The sequence below is a fragment of the Caballeronia sp. DA-9 genome (genome assembly GCF_051615025.1).
GTDB classification, from domain to species: domain Bacteria; phylum Pseudomonadota; class Gammaproteobacteria; order Burkholderiales; family Burkholderiaceae; genus Caballeronia; species Caballeronia sordidicola.
This window is the reverse complement of record NZ_CP195132.1, coordinates 1,225,131-1,244,254: the sequence shown is the minus strand read 5'-3', so window position 1 is coordinate 1,244,254 and position 19,124 is coordinate 1,225,131. Positions and strand designations below refer to the sequence as shown.

The window sequence follows — 19,124 nt, the reverse complement described above, 5'->3', positions numbered from 1 at the left end:
AAACTCACTCGAAATTGACTTGGCGGCCGCCGAGCTTTTTCTCGGAGGCGAGACGTGTCGCCAGCATGAACGCAACGGCTGCAACCAGCGACACCAGCAACACGCTCCATTCGACAGGGAGATAATTTTCCCCGACCGTCCAGATCGCGGCGGCGGAAATCGGTGCAATGCCCTTGGCAATATTCGAGGGCATCGAGAGTAGTCCGCTCACGGCTCCATAGCCTTCTGTCCACATCACGTCCTGCACGATCGTCCCGCGCAGGATCGTCATCATGCCGTTGGCGCCGCCGTAGACGATCGCGAACAGGATAAGTAACGCCGGAGACGTGCCGGCGCACATGAGAACGATGACCGAAGCCGGGAAGGCGATCGTGATCACGATACCCACGATCGACGGCCGCAGGTTGCGGCCTATCGTGAACCACAGCATGCGCGCCAAAACCTGTGCCGGGCCGATAACGGCCATCGTCGTCAGGATCAGTGCTGGCGATACGCGCCGCTCCATCATGAGCGGTACGAGATGGAACGTGAGCGCGGCGAATGTCGCGTAGTAGGCCGTGAAGCACACTGCAAGTGCCCAGAATGCTGGCGTGCGCAGTGCGCGCTGTGTAGCCGCTGAATTGACAGCTTTCTGCGTCGCCTTGTAATTTGATTCGTCATCGCGGGGCGCATCTCGGCCGATCGCGAAAACGTGGAGCGGCAAGCAGATCGCCAAATTGAACGCAGCCAGCATGAGCAATGCGCCGCGCCAACCGAACCATCCGATGAGGCCTTGGGTTAGCGGAATGAAAACCGTGCTGGCAAAACCGGCGACCAGGGTGATCAGCGTGATTCTGGTGCGAAAGCTGTCAGGGAAATCGCGTGTGACCACCGCGAAGACCGGATCGTAGAGCGTGGCAGCCATCGCAACACCAAGACCGGCCCAAACGACGAAAAGCATCGCGAGGCTATGAGCCTGCGACCACAGTGCCAACATTCCTGCAGCGAGAATCGACCCGAAGACCATGACGCGCCGGCCGTGGCCGCGATCGATCCAGGTTCCGATGGGATAGGCCGCGAGTCCCGAGATCAGCAGACCGATCGAGAGCGCTGCGTTTGTGGCGGTCCGGCTCCAGCCCAGCGCACTTTCCATCGGCACAACAAACAGGGAGAACGCGTAATAGATCGAGCCCCACGACACGAGTTGCGCGGCTGCGAGCGCCCATGTCGCGATAGCGCCGCGGGGGCCGTCACTCTGTTTCGCTGTCATCGGTATCGGCGTTGACGCTCACCGCCTCTTGGTTCATTGCAGCGCTCGCCAGCGTCGTAGCAAGCTCCGGATGCGCTTGCCTGCGTTCGCTGTAACGGTCGGTCAAGTAATCCGAGCGATCGCGCACGAGCAGCGTGAATTTGTACAGCTCTTCCATCACGTCGACGACACGATCGTAATAAGCCGATGGTTTCATCCGTCCGTCAGCATCGAATTCCTGCCAGGCCTTCGCCACCGACGACTGGTTCGGAATGGTCACCATGCGCATCCAGCGGCCGAGCACGCGCAACGCATTGACCGCATTGAACGACTGCGATCCGCCGCACACCTGCATCACCGCGAGCGTGCGGCCTTGTGTCGGACGGAAGCCGTCGCTTTCAAGCGGTAACCAGTCGATCTGATTCTTGAAGACGGCCGTCAGCGTGCCGTGACGCTCCGGGCTGCACCATACCTGTCCTTCCGACCACTCCGGCACTGTGCGCAGTTCGGCCACTTTCGGATGATCCGCACCGACGCTGTCGGTCACCGGCAAGCCGTGCGGATCGAAGACCCGAGTTTCGGCGCCGAAATGGCGCAGGATGCGTTCGGCTTCCAGCGTCAGAAGGCGGCTGTACGACGTGGGGCGCAACGAACCGTAGAGCAGGAGAATTCGTGGCGCGTGTTGCGAAGCGGCGCGCGGTTTGAGTTTGCGCAGATCCGGCGTGTCGAGGTGCGGCGTGCTGACGTTGGGAAGATCCTGTGTCATTGGTGAACCCGGCGTCCTTCGCTATCGATGACGGGTTCGCCGTCCTCCTTGGCAAAAGCATCCTTTTGCGCTGCGGGCAGAATGTCGAGAACGACCTCGGAGGGCCGGCAAAGGCGCACGCCAAGCGGTGAGACGACAAGCGGGCGATTAAGGAGGATCGGATGTTCCAGCATCGCGTCGAGCAATTGCTCATCGGCCACTGATGGATCGCCCAGGCCCAGATCGGCGTAAGGCGTGCCTTTTTCACGCAGCGCAGCGCGTACCGTGAGCCCGGCGCGGGCGATCAGATCCTTAAGCGTGTTCCTGCTTGGCGGAGTTTTGAGGTACTCAATGACGATCGGCTCGATACCCGAATTGCGGATCATGGCCAGCGTGTTACGCGACGTGCCGCAATCCGGGTTGTGATAAATCGTGACGCTCATATGCGTTGTCCTTTGATGCTGTGTTTTGCTTCGTACCAGTGCTGGGAGCGATTGACGACGCCGACGACCAGTAGCATCACCGGCACCTCGATCAGCACGCCGACCACCGTGGCCAGCGCCGCGCCCGAATGGAAACCGAACAGGCTGATTGCCGTGGCTACTGCGAGTTCGAAGAAATTACTCGCGCCGATCAGACTGGACGGTCCCGCAACACAATGTGCGACACCAAGCCGCCGATTCAACAAGTAGGCGAGGCCGGAATTGAAAAACACCTGAATGAGAATCGGCACCGCGAGCATCGCAATAACGAGTGGTTCCTTGATGATCGCTTGCCCTTGGAAGGCGAAGAGCAGCACCAACGTCGTGAGCAGCGCACAGATCGAATAGGGGCCGAGGAGTGCGACGATCTTCCGGAAATGCGCCTCGCCCTTAGCCATCAGCAACCGGCGCAACAGTTGAGCGAGGATGACCGGGATGATGATGTAGAGACCGACCGAAATAATCAGCGTCTCCCACGGCACCGTGATGGCCGACAAACCAAGCAGCAAGGCGACAAGCGGTGCGAAGGCCACGATCATGATGGAGTCATTCAGCGCGACTTGTGAAAGCGTGAAATACGGATCGCCTTTGCAGAGCTGCGACCAGACGAACACCATCGCTGTGCAAGGGGCTGCAGCCAGCAGGATCAACCCGGCGATGTAGCTGTCGAGCTGATCGGCGGGAAGCCACTGCGCGAACACATGGCGGATGAAGATCCAGCCGAGCAACGCCATCGAGAATGGTTTGACGAACCAGTTCACGAACAGCGTGACGCCAATGCCGCGCCACTGGCTTTTAACCTGCGTCATCGCGGCAAAATCGATCTTGACCAGCATCGGAATGATCATCACCCAGATGAGCACGCCGACTGGAAGATTGACCTGTGCCACTTCCATGCGGCCGATCGACTGAAATACTTGGGGAAGCACCTGCCCGAGTAGAATGCCGCCCACGATGCAAAGCGCAACCCAGACGGTCAGGTAGCGTTCGAAAAATCCAATCGCTGGCCGTGCGCTGCCAACCGCCGTGTTAGTGCTGCTCATTTGATTCCTCGGCAGGCCTTTCACCGATCGCGCGCATCTCATGTTGAATCGCGTTGCTGTCAAGCACATGGAGGGGCAGATTCACGAACTGGCTCACACGGCTCATGATCTGTCGATATACCTTGGTGAATACCTTGCGCTTGTCTTCATCGCTGCCCTCGAACGCGGCCGGATCTTCAAAACCCCAATGTGCCGTCATCGGTTTGCCCGGCCAGATCGGGCAGACTTCGCCCGCCGCTTGGTCGCAGACCGTGATCACAAAATCCATGTTTGGAGCGTCAGGCGTTGCGAACTCATCCCAGCTCTTGCTACGCAACCCCGACGTGTCGTAGCCGAGCGCTTCGCATCGTTCAATGGCAAACGGGTTGACCGCGCCGGAGGGATGGCTACCGGCGCTATACGCCCGAAACTTCCCTTTCCCCAAGACGTTGAACAGCGCCTCGGCCATGATGCTCCGCGAGCTATTGCCCGTGCAGAGAATCAGAATCGAGTAAGGTTTATCGCTCACGTGCGACCCCGGACAGTCACGATGGATTCAACAGGCGAGCAACATGCGGCCGTTGCTTGTGCGTGTTCCTGCGCTCGATCGCGGGACTTGCCGTAGACCGGTGCAGCTTCAAGGGTTCTGAACGTCTCCCACGCGACGCCCTGCGGATCGACCGTCCACGCCTTATCCGACTTGGCGTAACAACAGGTTGTCTCCGTCTGCTCCTGTACCGGCAGCTTTGCCGCAGTGAAGCGCGCATTCATCTCTTCCAACTCTGCGTCGGTTTCAACCTGGATGCCGATGTGATCAACGCCCGGTTTCGCGCCACGCTGCGAAATCGCGAAATTGACGGCCGGATCGGTCAGCTCCCATTTGCAGTAATCGCTCTTGAGAACCGTGGGTTCCGTGTTGCCGAACATGGCGCGATAGAACCGAATGCTGTCGTTGAGGTCTTCGACCGCGACATGGATATGCATGCGCTTCATGTTGTATCTCCGCAGCAGCTGGGAAGGGCGCTCGGGGCACAGGTCGCGCCGGCGCAGCAGTTCTCCGTCAGGAAGCCGATCAGGCCTGTCATCGCGTCAAAATTCGCGGTGTAGATGATGAAGCGGCTTTCTTGCCGTGGCTTCACGAGGTCTGCATGTGACAGATCCTTGAGGTGAAATGACAGGCTGGAAGGAGAAAGCCCGAGCTGCTTCGCGATTTCACCAGCAGCCATGCCGTCCGGCCCGGCGACGACCAGCATGCGGAAGATCGCGAGGCGCGATTCGTGGGCGAGCGTGCTCAGTGCGCGTACAACGAGATTTGAGTCCATGGACGCAACGATAGACCATTGCATTCGATATTTAAAGAATTATCGAATTGATAAATATGTGCAGCCTGGTATGGGTCTGTGACATGGGCGATCACATTGATTGAGCGACCGTAGTCACGCGAAAACCGGCCTTTCAGTCAGCCGGAGCGTACGTCGCTTCGGGTCGACTTCTGCCCGACGCGGACCGATCAATGGCGACGCACTCCGCCGGTTCAACGTCGGACCGGGTTACGGCCGACAAGCGACCTTCGCTGGCAACCGGGTTTGGACATTCAGGGGTCGGTTGCGCCTCGGAAGCGGCCGTTGAACCCGCGGGGATCGAGGTCGAGTCATCGGCCAAAGCCGACGTTCGGGAAACGATGTGGGTGAGGCAGCTACCGGTCGGTTTCCTGCCGTTCGCACGTCGATGGCTCCCAATGTCAGGTCTCAAGGTTAGCTAACGCGTGCTCGCGACCCGTTGCGGACTTCCAACATCTAACTCTGAATGATCGATAGTCAGCTTAACGTGGGCATCTGCTTGACCGCCACCTTCCGTCAAGGCCTTCGTAAGTCTTGAGGCTTTCTACAAAACGTGCGAAGTAACAACTGGTGGGTAGCGCCATAGATGCGCTAGGCTCATGGAACGACATTCGGGGAAATCCACATGAACGAACAAGACAAGGCAGCGAGCCATGTCATTCAAGGCTTTAACCCCGCCCAGCTATTCGGCAAAGGCTTCGACCTAGGTTGTGCCGACCTGATTCAAGGCGGCTCGTTCGCGGAGGTGGTGGGCCGAAGCGTTTCCTCTTTACTTCTGCAAGCGGTGGACAAGGATGGGCGCGGCGTCTTTACTGGGGCGACAATAATCCTGCCGCCTGTGACCGTAAGCAGGCACACGGAAGAGTCCGTATTCATTGCGTTGACGCATGCAGTCAAAGAATTGCGTGGCTTTGAAATTGACGAACAAGAGAAACCCGTTCTTCGTCGACTTTTGCGCGTTATGAACAGTCCGTCGCTCGAAATCGCCGACATGCTGCGCACGGTGCAGGAGCAAGGAGAAAGGCGTCTCGTTGCCGTCGCAGACGCTAGCCAGTATCGAGATCCATCACTCGACCTGCCTTCGACATTCGGGGTTACAGCCGTCCGCATTGAGGAAGATCGGTGGGTGCCGCACGTAGCTTCGATTTGTCGACAGATCGTTCCTATCATGAAAGGGTTCGCTGGCTATGGGCTAGTTCACGTCCCGGGAGTGCCCGCTCAAAAACAAACCAATGTAGATCTACTGCTTTCTGTTGACGACTGCTACGTCGCGACGTTGCGGTCCGAGGCCGACCCTGAGGATCAGTTTAATTCGCGTGCCCAGATATGGAGATCCATGGCGCTCCAGGGTCGATTGACGGAGGTGATGACAGAAATTGATAGCTTGGCACTGCCGGTCGGTGCGCGACTCCACGCGCTTGCGCAGTTGCTACGAGGAGCTGGACTTGATAGTGAGGCACTCGACATCATCGCTCAGCTACGACCACACCTCGCAACGCTCAAGGCTGAGGCAACCATTCAGACTGCTCGACTTGCGCACCAGGCTGGCGACGATGCACTGGCGTCTGAGATCCTACCTGAAGGGCCTGATGGTGTCGGCGACCAACTTTGGCTGGAGGAAGGTCTCGAACTCGCGACGTACTTTGAAGATAACGAACGAATCGCCCGGTTTGATGCGCGACTGGCAGAATTGTTTCCTCACTCGGAGCGACTGCGTGAAAACCGTGACCGCCGGCTTCTCATGAATTCTCGGGAGGAGAAATCAGGCCAATCGCACCAGTTCACCACTGCTGGGTTCACCGACCACCACCGGGCCCTGCAACAACATCTGTCTGTCCAAAATCCGGATTATGAATTCGCTATCGAAGACGCGAGAGCATGGGGGCAGGACTGGCTAGAGCTGGCAGTTGTCTGTTGCGCGATGCATGCCCGAAGCGCCGAGAATCCATGGGAAGCTGCTGAAGTCGCAAGTCTCATCACCTCGTCCGAGCGGTATGGCCGCCAGGCCACCCAAATTGTCTTGTTGTCCATCAAATCGATGATGCTTAGGGAGCTCGTGCCGGTAGACGATCGTGACGACTACCGACATCTCTTCCAGGCGGTCTTCCGATTTCTTGCGCGCTACCCCGAAGACAGTAGCGTTCGATCGAGGCTTACCACGCTGCTTTCGGTCGAGTCGTGTGGTGATATGGGTATTCCATTAGTCGCGCTCACGATGTTGGACCTCGCTCAGCAGGGTGTGCAACGGGCGCGGCCTAGTGCTAATGCCGATGAAGATAGTCCCTTGAGCAACGAGGCCGTTGAAACATCCATGAAGAACGGTTTCGTCTGGCTGGGTGAACAGGGTGCAAGCGAACCCGGCGTGACTGTGGTCCCTCGTGAGCTGCTGACCGCTAATCCTGACGACGTCGTGCGCTACATCGACAGAATGGTGCGACTCGCTGATGGACAGAACGGCGAGGATGTTGATCTGGAGTTCATGGAGAGATTGGTACTTCTCGCATGTGCCATTTGCCCTCATGCGACACACGAGCACGACGAAGACATTCGGCTGATGCGGCATTTGTCCAGCCAATTTGCCACAGCGGGACAGTTTCAGCGGGCGCGCAACCTTGCTGAGGCTATTCTGCTGATGGGGCAGTCCAGTGCATATCGTTGTCGCTTGGCCTGGCACGCGTTCGGCGACGTTTATCATCGATGCCGAAATCATGTCGTTGCTCTCATCGGCTTGGCGTGTGCCTTGGCCGTTGACGTTGAAGTCGAAACGGCAGACCTTTGGCACGAGGTCTACTCCATCCATCGCGTCTTGCGTGATTTGGGACTCTTTGAACTTTCTCGCTCGTTCCTTCCGGCGATGAAGGCACTTCTGTTCGACCTCGGGTTCGACGCCGACAAAGACCCTTATTATGTAAGCGCTGAACTGGGCGTGCGACTCATGGAAATCGATGGTACCGCTGTTGACCAGCTTGGTGAATTTCTTGCCGAAGTCGCTGAGGCCTGTCGGGGCGAGCTTGATAAACGGGGACGCTTGGTTCCTCTCGCTATGCTCCTAGGGCAAGCAATGCTCAAGGCGGAAGGCGCAGGCGTGAGCGTCTCGCCGGAGGTGCGAGCCACCCTGGACACGGCGCTGAAACAAGTCGGAGTCGGCATGGCCGACATGGTTCGTACTGTCTCAACGGCAAAGCCTATCGCTAAAGACGTTCTGACGATGTTCAACGATTTGGAGCCTGCAGCGTACGCCTCGGACGTCGCGCGTGACTACACTGTCCTTGAGCTAGCGGCGAGGCGCTTGTTGGACTCTGGACCGCAAGGCGAACCGATCCCCAACGAAAACGCATTTGCTATTGAACTCCTTGCTGATCACACCGTTGCGTTGGTAGGCGAAGCTCCAGCGATGACGGTGGAATGGCCAGTTCGGTATGCTGCGGAGCTGAATCAAGCGGGCCTGAATGTCGCCTTCCTCGCCTTGGACAATCAAGGTGAGCTGACGGTCACCTATGTTTCTGACGGCCAGGTCCGCACCGTCGAACAGCCTAGGCATGAGCAAAGCTTCCGTCACCGTTTCCGTGCATGGTTGCAGGATTATCCGAGGGACTACGGTCGTGTCGACCGGAGTGAAGGGAATAATATCTTCTACATGACGATGGAGGCGCTCGACGTCTGCCTGCCCCAATCCGAGAAGCTCATTCTGGTGGCTGAGCCGTTTCTACAACAACTGACCGCGAACCTTGTTGTTATGCAACCTGAGGATGGGGCATTTGGTTACTTCGCAGGTACGGCGGCAGCCATTGGCATAGTCCCGTCTCTAAGCTGGCTTTCGACGGCACGTGCGGCCAGGCACAGCGATCGAAGAGCCTATAAGGCGTGGATCTCGGCTGAGACAAGTGCGGAGATCGGACTGGGAGGTGCATCGGTGGTCCTGGATCAGGACGATGTCAACCAAGAGGAACTCGAGCGTGAACCGACGCTTGATATCGCACTCAGGCGCCTCAGCGGATGCTTCGAGGCTTTCGGCTTCATGGTCGATACCGGCCGTCGCCTTCCGAGCGATATGAAGGACGCCGGCCTAGTCGTGATGACGGCGCATGGAGGCCTGAATAGGGAGGGCCGGTATCTGCACAGCATTCGTGATGATAAAGATCTCATCGAGACACCGTCGGCTCTTGCCGCTGCATTGGCCGGAGTCGACGTCGTCATCTTGTTTATCTGTAGCGGAGGCCGCATTGACAAGAACCCGTGGGACAACTCGACCACCAGTCTCCCTAAGCAATTGCTGAATACAGGCAGTCGCGCTGTCATTGCGTCTCCATGGCCGCTCGATGTGATGGTGACCTATAACTGGCTTGAACCGTTCCTGCGGGAGTGGGAAGCTGGCGCCACAGTCCTTGATGCAACGAAGAAGGCCAATGACGCGGTCGCTCGCCACCTCGGCGAGGTTCCGCAGTATTCCCTGGCGATGCGCGTTTACGGGGACGTCTTGTTCACGAAGTCCGCAGCGGGAAAGGAAATCTCCAACTGATCTAATAGAGGCTAAAACTGTTTCGAGAAGGTGCATACAGGACCAATAGTCCGATGGACAACCGCCGTATTCGGCGGGGCTGCACGAAGTTGTCCGTGCCGTGTTGCTACGCCTTCATGGATGTAGACGACGGGAGTCGGCCCTTGGCGGACAGCTATGATTGGGACTCGAATAGCCGCGCATGCCGACAGAGTCTTCCTTGTTCATGTTAATTTTCTGCGACGATCCTATGCCTTACGCGGCCCGGTGTTGTACAGACCCTTCATTGCGGTCACGAGAGCATATTGACCGCTCCAAAGCGATTCGAAGGCGGCTGTGACGGAAATCGTCAGCCGTTCATCCCAGGACAAGTAGGCTACCTCGCAAGGCCCTTATCGGCCGCACGCCGACGCAGTTCGATCGGGACCGTACGGCCGATAATTCACTAGATACCGAGCGAGTACTTCCGGCCACTGGACGTTCGTCGAAGCTGCACACAGACGTTCGCAAGTCGGCTCTGCAATAAGAAAGCCATTGGTTTCCTATCGGAGTCGCCTCTCCATCGACCATGTGCTCGTTCACTAAGACCGAATACTACATTTACTTGCGCGATATTGGACAACCCTTTCATGCTTGCGTGTGAAGGAGGCCGAGTGCTATGCGGGATGACGAATGGACCCGATCCCACAAAGGGCAATCCCATTGAAATGTCTCTCGCCAATCAGCTCTCGTCTGGCAAGGAATGAAACCGATTGATGTAATCGCCCCAAGCTTTAGGATATTCTTGCGCAAAATCCAGCATGAATTGGTAGGCCGGATCGTCGTGCGGCGGTGGAAACAGAGACTCAAACGTCGATTCTGTTACGTATAAATTTGGCCGAAGGCGGAAAGCGCACACTACACTCTCCGCCAAACGGTTTTGATGGTCGCTGTGGCCACCATGGAAGAATTTCGCAGACTGTAGCGCCGGCCTTTTTGCCAAAATACCGAAGTCCTCTAGTTCTTCGCAGTCGCGCAATGATGGTCGAATGGTATTCGTGACCATTTGACAAGCGAAAACGACTGGCCATTGTTGCGGATCGTCAGGCCAGCTCGAAGCATCCATTTTTTCGTAGCTGGCGATACCGGTTGTCGCGTCCTTGCGATAAACGTTAGTGGCGAACCAAACTGCTACATCTTCGCTCGTTGTTACGTCAAGACCGTGACTCGGGACACCGTAGTGTTGGGCGAGTGCCATGATGGCGTAGTCCACCTCACATTGGGGAGAAGAAGCAAGATCACGCCAGTTCTCGGCTCGTTTTGGTATCAACCGACGATCGGACCTGTAAATGTGCTGCTCAGCGAACTGGCGAAGGACGTAATGCATGTCATCGTAAGCGTAGGAAAGCTTGCGGGAAGCCGATGTTGTGAGAGAAGGTTCGGTAGCGCATGAATCCGCAAAGAGTAAGCTACTCACGCTACTTTCTCGCTCGAGAGTATGCAGGGCCGTTTGACCTCGAAAAAACATGCCCGACTCGTCTCGCACCGGTATCTTTCCGGTGTATCCCAGTATTTCATCGATGCTCGATACTTCGATTATCGGGATGCAATAATGTTTGCAACGCAACAACTGAGTGATTTTGATTTCTGCGTAAAACTCCTTGTAATGATCGCGCAAGACGTTTTCGGCGCCGTACAGGCCTAAGCGTTCCGGCTTTCTGGCCCAGAAGGGAGCGCGATAATACTTGTCGACAAGGATGCCAGGCAGCACATCCTCACGTGTATGCCTCGAAAATTCATCAAGTGGAATCGCCGGAAGATTGGCTGAATTGACTTCGTCAATTGGAAGTGAACCAAACAGGTGCGATCCACCTTGGGCCTCAACCAAAGGTGCTAGCAAACTGGCCGGGACAGCGATCAGTCCACTTTTGTCGATCGTATCGATCGTCGTTTCATCGAACCCTATGCGGTCCAGATATTTTCGGTTCAGGTCGCGATGGTGAATCTGCCGAATGGTTGCGTAGTAGCCAAAGTACTGCAGGTTCACCGCACCCCCCAACCATGCTCCTAGCGAAGCAAACGCATAATGCTGCCTAGTCGGAAGGAGGCGGGGGAATTCCGACTGTGTTTCGACTACACCCGCGTCGTAACCTTGTGCCTCAAGAGCCTTAGCTGTCTCGGTGCGACGGGCTTCGATCAGTAAGCGATGAACAGTTACGAGCCCGTTGAATTGAGTAAGTACTGTCGAGAACGCGACTGGCCAGTAACTTTCTTCTTCCCACACAATACGGCTGTCTACGACCTGTATCGTAGATCTAACCTTCGCATGTATTGGAGAAGCACGTAGCAAGTCTGTTGCTTTCCCTGATTTTCTTAGTGGCATTGCACGGGCGACTTCTTCTTTCACGGCGTAGGGCATCTGCGTATCATTCAGGAAGCCTCGCCAACTCGCGACCAAAAATCGGCGCTTATCTGGCGCTGCGTCAAGCGGAATTTCGACATGGGAATGAGGCTTTCCGGAGAGTGCTTTGTTGAGCCTGCCGAAATCAACAGCACTATAGGGGAAAGGCAAATCCTTGAATACTTCGAAGAAAACAGATTCAATATCCACGTAAATTTTCTCTTTTCCAACGGTTGAAAGGAAGGCGCAGGCAAAGTATCTATCGCGTGCGGATTGAGCCGGAAAGCGTACGGACGTGGAATGCGAGTATATGTGTTTCCGTTACCGCTGATATCGACTTGTAAAAAAAGCCGGTGTTCGAATGACCGTTGCAGCCCGGAAGCTGCCTTGGCGGCATCCGTGGCTCGAGTGGCTGCGACGGGTCGCGAGCACGCGTTGGCTGACCTTGAGACCTGACATTGGGAGTCATCGACGAGCGAACGGCAGGAAACCGACCGGTAGCTGCCTCTCCCACATCGTTTCCTGAACGTCGGCAAAGGCCGAGAACTTGCCGCCCGAGAACGGTGCTCGAATGGCTGTTCCACTTTGGAAGCTGCCGTAGCGCTGCAGTCGGGTCGAAGGGCGGATATGCGTCGGGCGCGGAAGTTGGCCGCACGATTGCAGCGCCCAACCGGAGTTTGAAATTCGAAGTTCGGCAATCGGCCATGAAGAGATGCGGTCGATGGCCTCTCTTGGACATTGAGGCGTCGCGTCAACTCGTCGACCGGCCATTCCGTTTGCAATGACGACGGGTTCCTGATTGCGCAGCACCGACGCACCTGCCTCGCTGAGGCTAGTACCGATCGACAAGGGATCAACGTCGGACTCGTCGTGCACTACCAATAAGCCAGCCTGCCATCCGGGTAACACCCGAGCGCAACGGTTTTGCAGTGTCATACACTTATCGCAGCGGACTCAGGGTGCGGCTCCTAATGGAAGATGTCCTAACACGTTCTGTCGTGTAGGGCGCTGGACTGCACCCTGGTGGGCCGTTGGATTCGCTGAGCTCTGATTCCAGCGCGAGCTGATCCTGTATGGCAATGGTCAAATGCGCGTTGTGCGAAACCGTATGTGCAGCGCGTCCTGGCGTGGCGGTGACACCTGTTCCGCAGCTTAGAGGCACCGTTGCATTCGACAAACAAGATGTCGAAAAATAAGACTCACCGCGCAAACTACCAAGAGAGCGGTTGTGAAACGCACCGACTCGTGGTGCACATCCGGAGGGCCAAATGCAACCTTTACGTAACCTATTTCTCGGTATCGTTTTGGCCGTCGCGCCTATGGTTGGCCGGTGCATCGACATCTCTATTCCGGGAGGTGGGAGGATCTGCGACACCTGCGGTGGCGGCTTGATTCCCGGCTCTAACATCGGTCCAGTGAATCCGCTCGATCCATTCGCGACGGTGCACGACCTCGCAACGGCCCTCAACGATCCTTCGGCGATCCAGGCGGCAGCGAATCTGCAAGCTTTCGAGAAGGTCTTGCCCAAGGATATGCAAATCGCGATAGCGAACACGTTGAGATTCGGCGATAAAGCGGTCTCTGATGTCGCCATGAACCTTGCCAAATCCGCCAACGACGTAGTTGACGCGGCGCATGCCGCGGCTAGGTTCGCGGAACGAGAAGGACATAGTCAAGCCGAAACTCTCACAAATGCTGAGCAGCGGATTCGGGACGGAAAGGTTGTGGACGCTCTCTGGCATTACGGCACCGAGGGCGCTCAGGCAACGGACAAGAATGCTGCACAGGCGGCACAGGAAAATGAACTGCTCGCTACGGCCGCGCAGGCGGTTGCGACGGCGTACGGAGGTCCGGCAGGTGCAGCAGCGTTTGCCGCTTGGCGCACATATCACAGCTCCGGTGGCAATGTCGAATTGTCATTGAAGGCTGGCGCCTATGCCTACGCAATGTCCGCGGGAAATACTGCTGCCGGAAAAATGCCGTCGACGAGCCTTGACGCAGTCGCTCGCAAAGCGGCGATGACCGGTGCCGTCGGTGGCCTAGCTGTTGCCGCATCCGGGGGAAGTACGGAAGAGACTTTGAAAGCGTTCGTGGATTCGGGCGGAGCGGTACTCGTGCAAGCCGGGCAATCCTATGTAAAGAAAAACTACTCGTCTGTCGGGTCATCGAAACTGGACCAATACTGCGTCACTGCGGCAGGACGAAGGTGCGCAGATGCCAAGCAGTGGTATGGCAAGGCGAAAACACGTCTCGACCAGTTGAATGAAATGAAACAGGATCTTGCTACGCTCACGACCACTGACGACGGCAATTGGTCCATCAGTTGGGACAAGACTGCGATCGGCAGCAACGCCAAGGACGTACCGGCAATTGCGCTGACATATGTGGGAGACGGTTCCCCGTTTAAGAACACCATCAATCGTATCGCTGCGCTCTCGAATCCGGTCAAGTTTGCGAACACGTGGGTTGCGTTTCGTGATGTAGGTGCGAGTAGTTCATTCTTCTCGTATGCCGATCCTCAGCGCAATGGCTCGCTGCCGAAAGTTGGAGACGAAATCATCGCGAATAGAGCGATAAATATCCGATCTTCACCGGCTCATTGGGCCTCTGGAGCACGCGTGTTGCCGCAAGGATCGCATCTCAGAATCATTGAGATGAGAACGCTCTACGGGAATGGAAAGCCTCAGGAGTGGGTGCGATTCCAAGAGTCGTACCTCAATGCAAAGGACTGATGCACCGACGCCAGCTGTGCCGCTCTAACTGGCGTGTTGCGCAATCCGTGATGCTGGTCAGCGGAGTGTAAAGCCGCCGACTGGCAGTTATACCCAAATAACGGCCGGTTAACCCATGCCGATGTCAATGACCGAAACGGGTCCGCGTGCCGCCAATCGCAGCCTGGCGAATTTCAAGCTGTGTATGCCTATCGTGGGAGGCAGCACGTGGCATGAACGGTCTCTTACAAGCTGTCGGCAAACGACTGGATGAGCCATCAACTGCCCGTCAAGCATTGGTCCGCCTTTCCCGTACCGGTGCAAGCCTATGCTATGTGTCGCCCAAAGATGCCGGATGGTTTCGACGGCCACGCAAGAGCAAGGCCAAAGACACGCCCCCGCGCCACATCCTGTGTGACCGCCCGGTGTAGCCGTCCAATATCGCTCGATAATGGGCACCCTTCGCGGCAATGTCTAAAACCTAGCCCTTTCGATTTTTGGCCGGGGGTTTCGGACATAGGGGGTTTTTTTGGACAGGTTTGCTGGCCGAAAGTGAATTTTCCTTCGAAAACTAAAAGTAGCCTGCACCCTTCGTAAGCGTGAGCTTGAGTGCCAAAAGTTTCAAATCACGAGGGGAATATGTTTTTATTTTGTTTTCGTCGTAAAACGACACTCCAGCAGAACCAAGATATCCGAATCCCACCGCTGTTTTCACATATTCTTTAGTTGCGACCGGAGACAACCATTTTTTTATGCGCCCTTCGTAAGCAAGTAGCCAATTCTCGCCAGTTAGCTCAGTGGGCGTCATTTTACTTTTCCAGAGATCAACGTTGGCGGTAGCCGGGAGGAGTTTATTTTTGCGCGCTTGCAATACCAGTAATGCAATTACGGAGTTGTCCAACTTGCAAACAGTTCGCGAAGATCGCGAAGACACACTAATTCCAAATAAAAGGTGTGCCCACAAGGCCCACGCTACCTCGCTAGTATGCCCTCTTGGCGCATGAGTAGATACTAGGTCGGTTAGCAGTTCTTCAAGTGGCGACAAGCTTATCTCGTAACCGTTATTCTTATAGACTAGAAGTAAGTCGATAACCATCGGTAGTACTGCAGGCTCGGCCATCGCCCATTGAAAAAGAAGCTCTTGATAAAGTTTCCAACTGCTTAACGCGATTTGCGTGCCACATGTTTTGGTTACAGCGTAACGAATCACTGCCTCTTGTGGAAACTGCTTCCACATTTCGATGCTCAAATTGAAAAAGTCAAAAAGGTCAGTTCTCTGACGTGCAGGCGAATTATATCCAGCAATGCCGGCTGCGCGAAGTGGACGTAGCCAAGGACTTTCTAAAGGCCCCGGTAGACCTTCAATTTTGGTTTTAACTTCGTTCGCGTTTAACTCAAATTTACCAAGTATCTCCTGGAAGGTGGAAAGTGCAGAGTCCGCCTCCGTTGAGGTTCGAAAACAAAATTCGTAGTCATCCAAATATCTGAAATATCGTTTTCCGATATTTTTCTTGATTAACGAGTCCATGCTCGCTAGAAGTATCTCCGCCGCCAAAAAGGACGTATCCGGTCCAATGGGTATTCCTTTGGTTTGCTTCGATTGTGAATTTTGAATCAGTCTATCAAACTGATTTGCCAGCAGATCGGAAAATCCAGTGTTCGCTTGGGCCTTGACTTTGGTGTGGAGGGCCCATGCAATTGAATGCGTATAAATAGAAGGATAAAAAGATTTGATATCGACCGATAGGCTATATCGCATACCGGAGCGAATGGTCGAACGTTCAGATGCTATATCTTTGAAACTCCCGCTCCATTCAAACGCCCTATTGTTTAATATAGGTAGTCCTCTTCTTGGCCTACTTAAAGCATGCGTCGATTTCTTGTAGTGGTTTTCTAATATCGACCATTTCGAATCCATCACACTTGCGAGTTGGTAAAAATTGATTGGATTGGGAATTGTTAAAACCCGTCGCAGGGAACCGGCGCGAGCAAGGTTGTATGTTGTGGGCTGGGAAACATAGGTTGGCGCTTTATCTTTCGCAGTGAGATAAGGGGCGCTCGTTGGCGGGGTCGATGTCAGAAGGTTCGCATACTCACTGCTTTGAAACGGTGGGGGCAGCTCCGCAGGAAAATAGCCATTACTCAGAAGACGTTTCATAAGTCGGTTCTCTTTTTGATTTTTTGGAAACGGTCACTGTCTGAGAAGCCGTAATGATCTTCCCGGCGCAACCCCTCATACTTATAGGCGATGTGAAGCATAGCGAAATCTAGTGATTTGTAGGCGACTACTTACCGCGCACCGGATGGGTTGGTTTGCTCAGAACGGTCGGCTAAGCGGAGCCGATGCCGAGCTATGTCGAAATGCTCGCGTAGCAGTTCGATGCCGACAAATCTAAACCCCTCGCAGTACGGTGCGAGCGGCGGAAAAGGCCCATGAGTCGTAGCGAACATCGCCCGATGAACGTCCGCTGCACTTTGCGAAGAGCCATTGACGCTTCGACGAGCTGGAAGTCCGCTGAGGGTCGATGTGAGCCGATCGCCGTCGGTCGTGGTCCGCCACGAAGGGACATCCACCCGGTGCGTGGCTCGGCCATTCAGGAGGCCGCTTCATCCAGCAAACCGTCAGGCGTTAGCTCCACCGACATTGCGAATTTTGGGGCATGAAAATAACCTCGGCGCGACTCTCTCAACAGCTTGCGATGCAAGCCGCTATCGAATGTCAGCCGAAATGACGATGACCACCGTTCGTGTGCTTCGCCAATTCGGGGCCTCCGCGCCGCAAACCATCGCGGAGGCGGTCACGCCGGACCTATTCACGCGCTTGCGGCTCACCGCGATTGCGGCCCTGTCCATTCGGCCACAGCAGGCAACAGAAGCTTTCGTTTGATGAGGTTTCGTGCGGGTGAGGAATACACTAAGTCGGGCGAAATAACCCTTGATGCTCGATGCGTCGAAACGGACGAATGGGAACCTTGCGCCGATTTGATTCAAGGACTATATCTGTACGAAGTCGCGCACTGGCTTATGCCCGGTCCCCGCCAGATTGCGGCGTTTGGGGCACTCGTGCTGTTGTTGTATCTGCGCGCGGGCGTCATCAATCACATCGAGATATAGCAGCGGTCGACGCTGTACGATTTCCGTGATGAAGCGGAAAACTTGGAGCACGCGTTCGCGTGGGCGTCGCGCATAGCTCACGAATTGGCGGCCACTAGTAGAACCGCCGAACAATGCGCAAAAGTCATTTCTGAAAGATATGCGACGTGGCGCGTTCGGTTGCCCAACGAACCGGCACAACGTCAGGCGAAGCGGGATGCGGAGATCGTTGAGCGCAAAGCACTTGAAGATCGGATCAAGTCGATGCGTGAAAACCGATTTGGACGCTGGCAGATTTCATCGTGGGCGTTGTCGGCGTGTTAGTAGCGCTGTATTAGCGGAACTTCAGTCGCATGGCTCGGCGGGCTGCTGCGGATTGCAAGTCACACCGCCGACAATGTAGCCGGTCTTTCGATCTATCCTGACCGGCTCGATGCCATGCGCGCGCAAATCGTCACAGGCTTGACCGATTGCTTCGTTTGCCCGCTTCAGAAATTCCCCACTGGACACGAACACAACTAGTTTTCCTGCTTGGTCGGCTCGCATGCTTCGCTTCTCCGTCGGTATTTAGCGTTACCTCCAGCATACGCCGCTAGAAAGATCCAGCGAAGCGCGATTTTGTCGCCCTGCGCGACCAAATAACCTCAATGCGGGTACCTTTTCAGGTTGGAGCGAGTGTATGTTCGCTCTGTGTCCGACACGGGCCGATCGCCACCAACCTTGACCTGACAGTTCAATGGGGAGCAGGATCAGCGTCGACAGCCTTCGAGGTCAAGGAGAAAACCATGACTCTGAGCCGTGACGGCTTCCCATCCACGCACATTAACGCCCTCGCGGATGAGGCGTTGCGGGACTACTGCCCCGGCCATGCGGCGCTCGTAGAGCAGATCAACAGCTTCGCCATCGCCCTGCTGATCGTGCCGCGCGACATCCAACAGCGTGACGCCGACCTGTTCGCAGTCACCCTTTTGGGGCGAGCCGTTCAGGACTTCGAGGGCGCTGTGCTCCTGGGCGCCAGGGGACTGCGTGCGCCGTCGCGCGCGATGGTGCGATCGATTTTCGAGACTGCGCTGTACTGCGTGGCCGCCTCTCGCGACATGGTGCTGTCGCAGGGCGCGAAAATTAAGCTCAAGAAGGGCGAAGCGCCGTGGACGCGATTCGTCGACGCGTTCGATGGCGGGCACCAGCGATTCCGCGGACAGGTCGCGTCCGAGTTGCGGGATATGCTACAGGTGCCAACCAAACGGAAGCGGCGCTCGAAGCGTTGCTCGACGAGATCGGCGCGCCAGGGAAGCACCAGGACATTGACCTTCACGGCTTGGCAGAAGCCTGGGCCCGTCCGACCTTTATACAATTGTCTACTGATCTCTCTCTCAGGACGCCCACCCGTCCGCCACCTCTCTTCAGCACCACGTTGAGGTTAGCGCCACAGGGAAGATAACCAGTCTGCACATCGGCCCCGACTACTTGCAGTTTGCCGACACCTTGGCTCTCGCAGCCTGCTCCTTGTTGGTCGCGTTAGACGGGTTTGTGGGCCGCTTCGGCACACCGGAAGAGCACGAGGCCCTGCCGGCGCTTGTGAATGCCTATCGAAAACTCCACGAGCCCGTTGGCACCCAACCAGA

14 protein-coding genes are annotated in these 19,124 nt (G+C 56.1%); 3 read left to right on the top strand and 11 right to left on the bottom strand.

Features of this window, described 5'->3' with window-relative positions; genetic code table 11:
* Positions 1-4: 4 nt before the first annotated feature.
* From ACRWA7_RS11990 to ACRWA7_RS11960, 7 genes are read right to left on the bottom strand one after another with little or no spacing between them, the layout of a single operon-like run.
* Complete coding sequence (locus ACRWA7_RS11990) at positions 5-1,249, bottom strand: MFS transporter (RefSeq protein ID WP_438391213.1); 1,245 nt, start codon at positions 1,247-1,249, stop codon at positions 5-7.
* Positions 1,230-1,994 (bottom strand): arsenical resistance protein ArsH, encoded by a 765-nt coding sequence (gene arsH / locus ACRWA7_RS11985; RefSeq protein ID WP_438391212.1) that lies wholly within the window; start codon positions 1,992-1,994, stop codon positions 1,230-1,232. Before arsH ends, ACRWA7_RS11990 begins: the two co-directional genes overlap by 20 nt.
* Positions 1,991-2,416: an arsenate reductase (glutaredoxin) gene (gene arsC / locus ACRWA7_RS11980; protein WP_438391211.1), complete on the bottom strand. Its 426-nt coding sequence runs from the start codon at positions 2,414-2,416 to the stop codon at positions 1,991-1,993. Before arsC ends, arsH begins: the two co-directional genes overlap by 4 nt.
* Complete coding sequence (arsB, locus tag ACRWA7_RS11975) at positions 2,413-3,498, bottom strand: ACR3 family arsenite efflux transporter (protein ID WP_438391210.1); 1,086 nt, start codon at positions 3,496-3,498, stop codon at positions 2,413-2,415. Before arsB ends, arsC begins: the two co-directional genes overlap by 4 nt.
* Positions 3,485-4,006, bottom strand: a complete 522-nt coding sequence (locus ACRWA7_RS11970; RefSeq protein ID WP_438391209.1) for an arsenate reductase ArsC — start codon at positions 4,004-4,006, stop codon at positions 3,485-3,487. Before ACRWA7_RS11970 ends, arsB begins: the two co-directional genes overlap by 14 nt.
* Complete coding sequence (locus ACRWA7_RS11965; RefSeq protein WP_438391208.1) at positions 4,003-4,470, bottom strand: ArsI/CadI family heavy metal resistance metalloenzyme; 468 nt, start codon at positions 4,468-4,470, stop codon at positions 4,003-4,005. The genes ACRWA7_RS11970 and ACRWA7_RS11965 overlap by 4 nt, the downstream gene beginning before the upstream one ends.
* Positions 4,467-4,799: an ArsR/SmtB family transcription factor gene (locus ACRWA7_RS11960; protein ID WP_438391207.1), complete on the bottom strand. Its 333-nt coding sequence runs from the start codon at positions 4,797-4,799 to the stop codon at positions 4,467-4,469. The genes ACRWA7_RS11965 and ACRWA7_RS11960 overlap by 4 nt, the downstream gene beginning before the upstream one ends.
* A 643-nt stretch (positions 4,800-5,442) precedes the next feature.
* On the opposite strand from ACRWA7_RS11960, the gene ACRWA7_RS11955 reads away from it, so the two are divergent.
* Positions 5,443-9,336 (top strand): CHAT domain-containing protein, encoded by a 3,894-nt coding sequence (locus ACRWA7_RS11955; protein WP_438391206.1) that lies wholly within the window; start codon positions 5,443-5,445, stop codon positions 9,334-9,336.
* Positions 9,337-10,036: 700 nt separating this feature from the next.
* Here the strand turns inward: ACRWA7_RS11955 and ACRWA7_RS11950 are convergent.
* Positions 10,037-11,905: an FRG domain-containing protein gene (locus ACRWA7_RS11950; RefSeq protein WP_438391205.1), complete on the bottom strand. Its 1,869-nt coding sequence runs from the start codon at positions 11,903-11,905 to the stop codon at positions 10,037-10,039.
* A gap of 255 nt (positions 11,906-12,160) precedes the next feature.
* Positions 12,161-12,631, bottom strand: coding sequence for a hypothetical protein (locus tag ACRWA7_RS11945; RefSeq protein ID WP_438391204.1), 471 nt, complete (start codon positions 12,629-12,631; stop codon positions 12,161-12,163).
* A 332-nt stretch (positions 12,632-12,963) separates the two neighbouring features.
* Here ACRWA7_RS11945 and ACRWA7_RS11940 point away from each other — a divergent pair, with 332 nt between their 5' ends.
* A complete protein-coding gene (locus tag ACRWA7_RS11940; RefSeq protein WP_438391203.1) occupies positions 12,964-14,427 on the top strand; it encodes a hypothetical protein in 1,464 nt (487 codons plus the stop codon).
* A gap of 550 nt (positions 14,428-14,977) precedes the next feature.
* Here the strand turns inward: ACRWA7_RS11940 and ACRWA7_RS11935 are convergent.
* Together ACRWA7_RS11935 and ACRWA7_RS11930 are read right to left on the bottom strand one after the other, a co-directional pair.
* Positions 14,978-16,564: an RNA-directed DNA polymerase gene (locus tag ACRWA7_RS11935; protein WP_438391202.1), complete on the bottom strand. Its 1,587-nt coding sequence runs from the start codon at positions 16,562-16,564 to the stop codon at positions 14,978-14,980.
* Positions 16,565-17,844: 1,280 nt separating this feature from the next.
* On the bottom strand, positions 17,845-18,045 hold the full coding sequence (locus ACRWA7_RS11930) for a hypothetical protein (protein WP_438391201.1): 201 nt from the start codon (positions 18,043-18,045) through the stop codon (positions 17,845-17,847).
* A gap of 239 nt (positions 18,046-18,284) precedes the next feature.
* Between ACRWA7_RS11930 and ACRWA7_RS11925 the strand changes: the two genes are divergently transcribed.
* Positions 18,285-18,917, top strand: coding sequence for a hypothetical protein (locus ACRWA7_RS11925; protein ID WP_438391200.1), 633 nt, complete (start codon positions 18,285-18,287; stop codon positions 18,915-18,917).
* Positions 18,918-19,124: the final 207 nt, after the last annotated feature.

What these genes read in the sequence shown, in the direction of transcription:
- ACRWA7_RS11925 (WP_438391200.1), top strand. Translation starts at nt 18,285, where the DNA reads ATGACTCTGAGCCGTGACGGCTTCCCATCCACGCACATTAACGCCCTC.
- arsB (WP_438391210.1), bottom strand. Translation starts at nt 3,498, where the DNA reads ATGAGCAGCACTAACACGGCGGTTGGCAGCGCACGGCCAGCGATTGGA.
- ACRWA7_RS11955 (WP_438391206.1), top strand. Translation starts at nt 5,443, where the DNA reads ATGAACGAACAAGACAAGGCAGCGAGCCATGTCATTCAAGGCTTTAAC.
- arsH (WP_438391212.1), bottom strand. Translation starts at nt 1,994, where the DNA reads ATGACACAGGATCTTCCCAACGTCAGCACGCCGCACCTCGACACGCCG.
- arsC (WP_438391211.1), bottom strand. Translation starts at nt 2,416, where the DNA reads ATGAGCGTCACGATTTATCACAACCCGGATTGCGGCACGTCGCGTAAC.
- ACRWA7_RS11930 (WP_438391201.1), bottom strand. Translation starts at nt 18,045, where the DNA reads ATGCGAGCCGACCAAGCAGGAAAACTAGTTGTGTTCGTGTCCAGTGGG.
- ACRWA7_RS11990 (WP_438391213.1), bottom strand. Translation starts at nt 1,249, where the DNA reads ATGACAGCGAAACAGAGTGACGGCCCCCGCGGCGCTATCGCGACATGG.
- ACRWA7_RS11960 (WP_438391207.1), bottom strand. Translation starts at nt 4,799, where the DNA reads ATGGACTCAAATCTCGTTGTACGCGCACTGAGCACGCTCGCCCACGAA.
- ACRWA7_RS11965 (WP_438391208.1), bottom strand. Translation starts at nt 4,470, where the DNA reads ATGAAGCGCATGCATATCCATGTCGCGGTCGAAGACCTCAACGACAGC.
- ACRWA7_RS11945 (WP_438391204.1), bottom strand. Translation starts at nt 12,631, where the DNA reads ATGACACTGCAAAACCGTTGCGCTCGGGTGTTACCCGGATGGCAGGCT.
- ACRWA7_RS11935 (WP_438391202.1), bottom strand. Translation starts at nt 16,564, where the DNA reads ATGAAACGTCTTCTGAGTAATGGCTATTTTCCTGCGGAGCTGCCCCCA.
- ACRWA7_RS11940 (WP_438391203.1), top strand. Translation starts at nt 12,964, where the DNA reads ATGCAACCTTTACGTAACCTATTTCTCGGTATCGTTTTGGCCGTCGCG.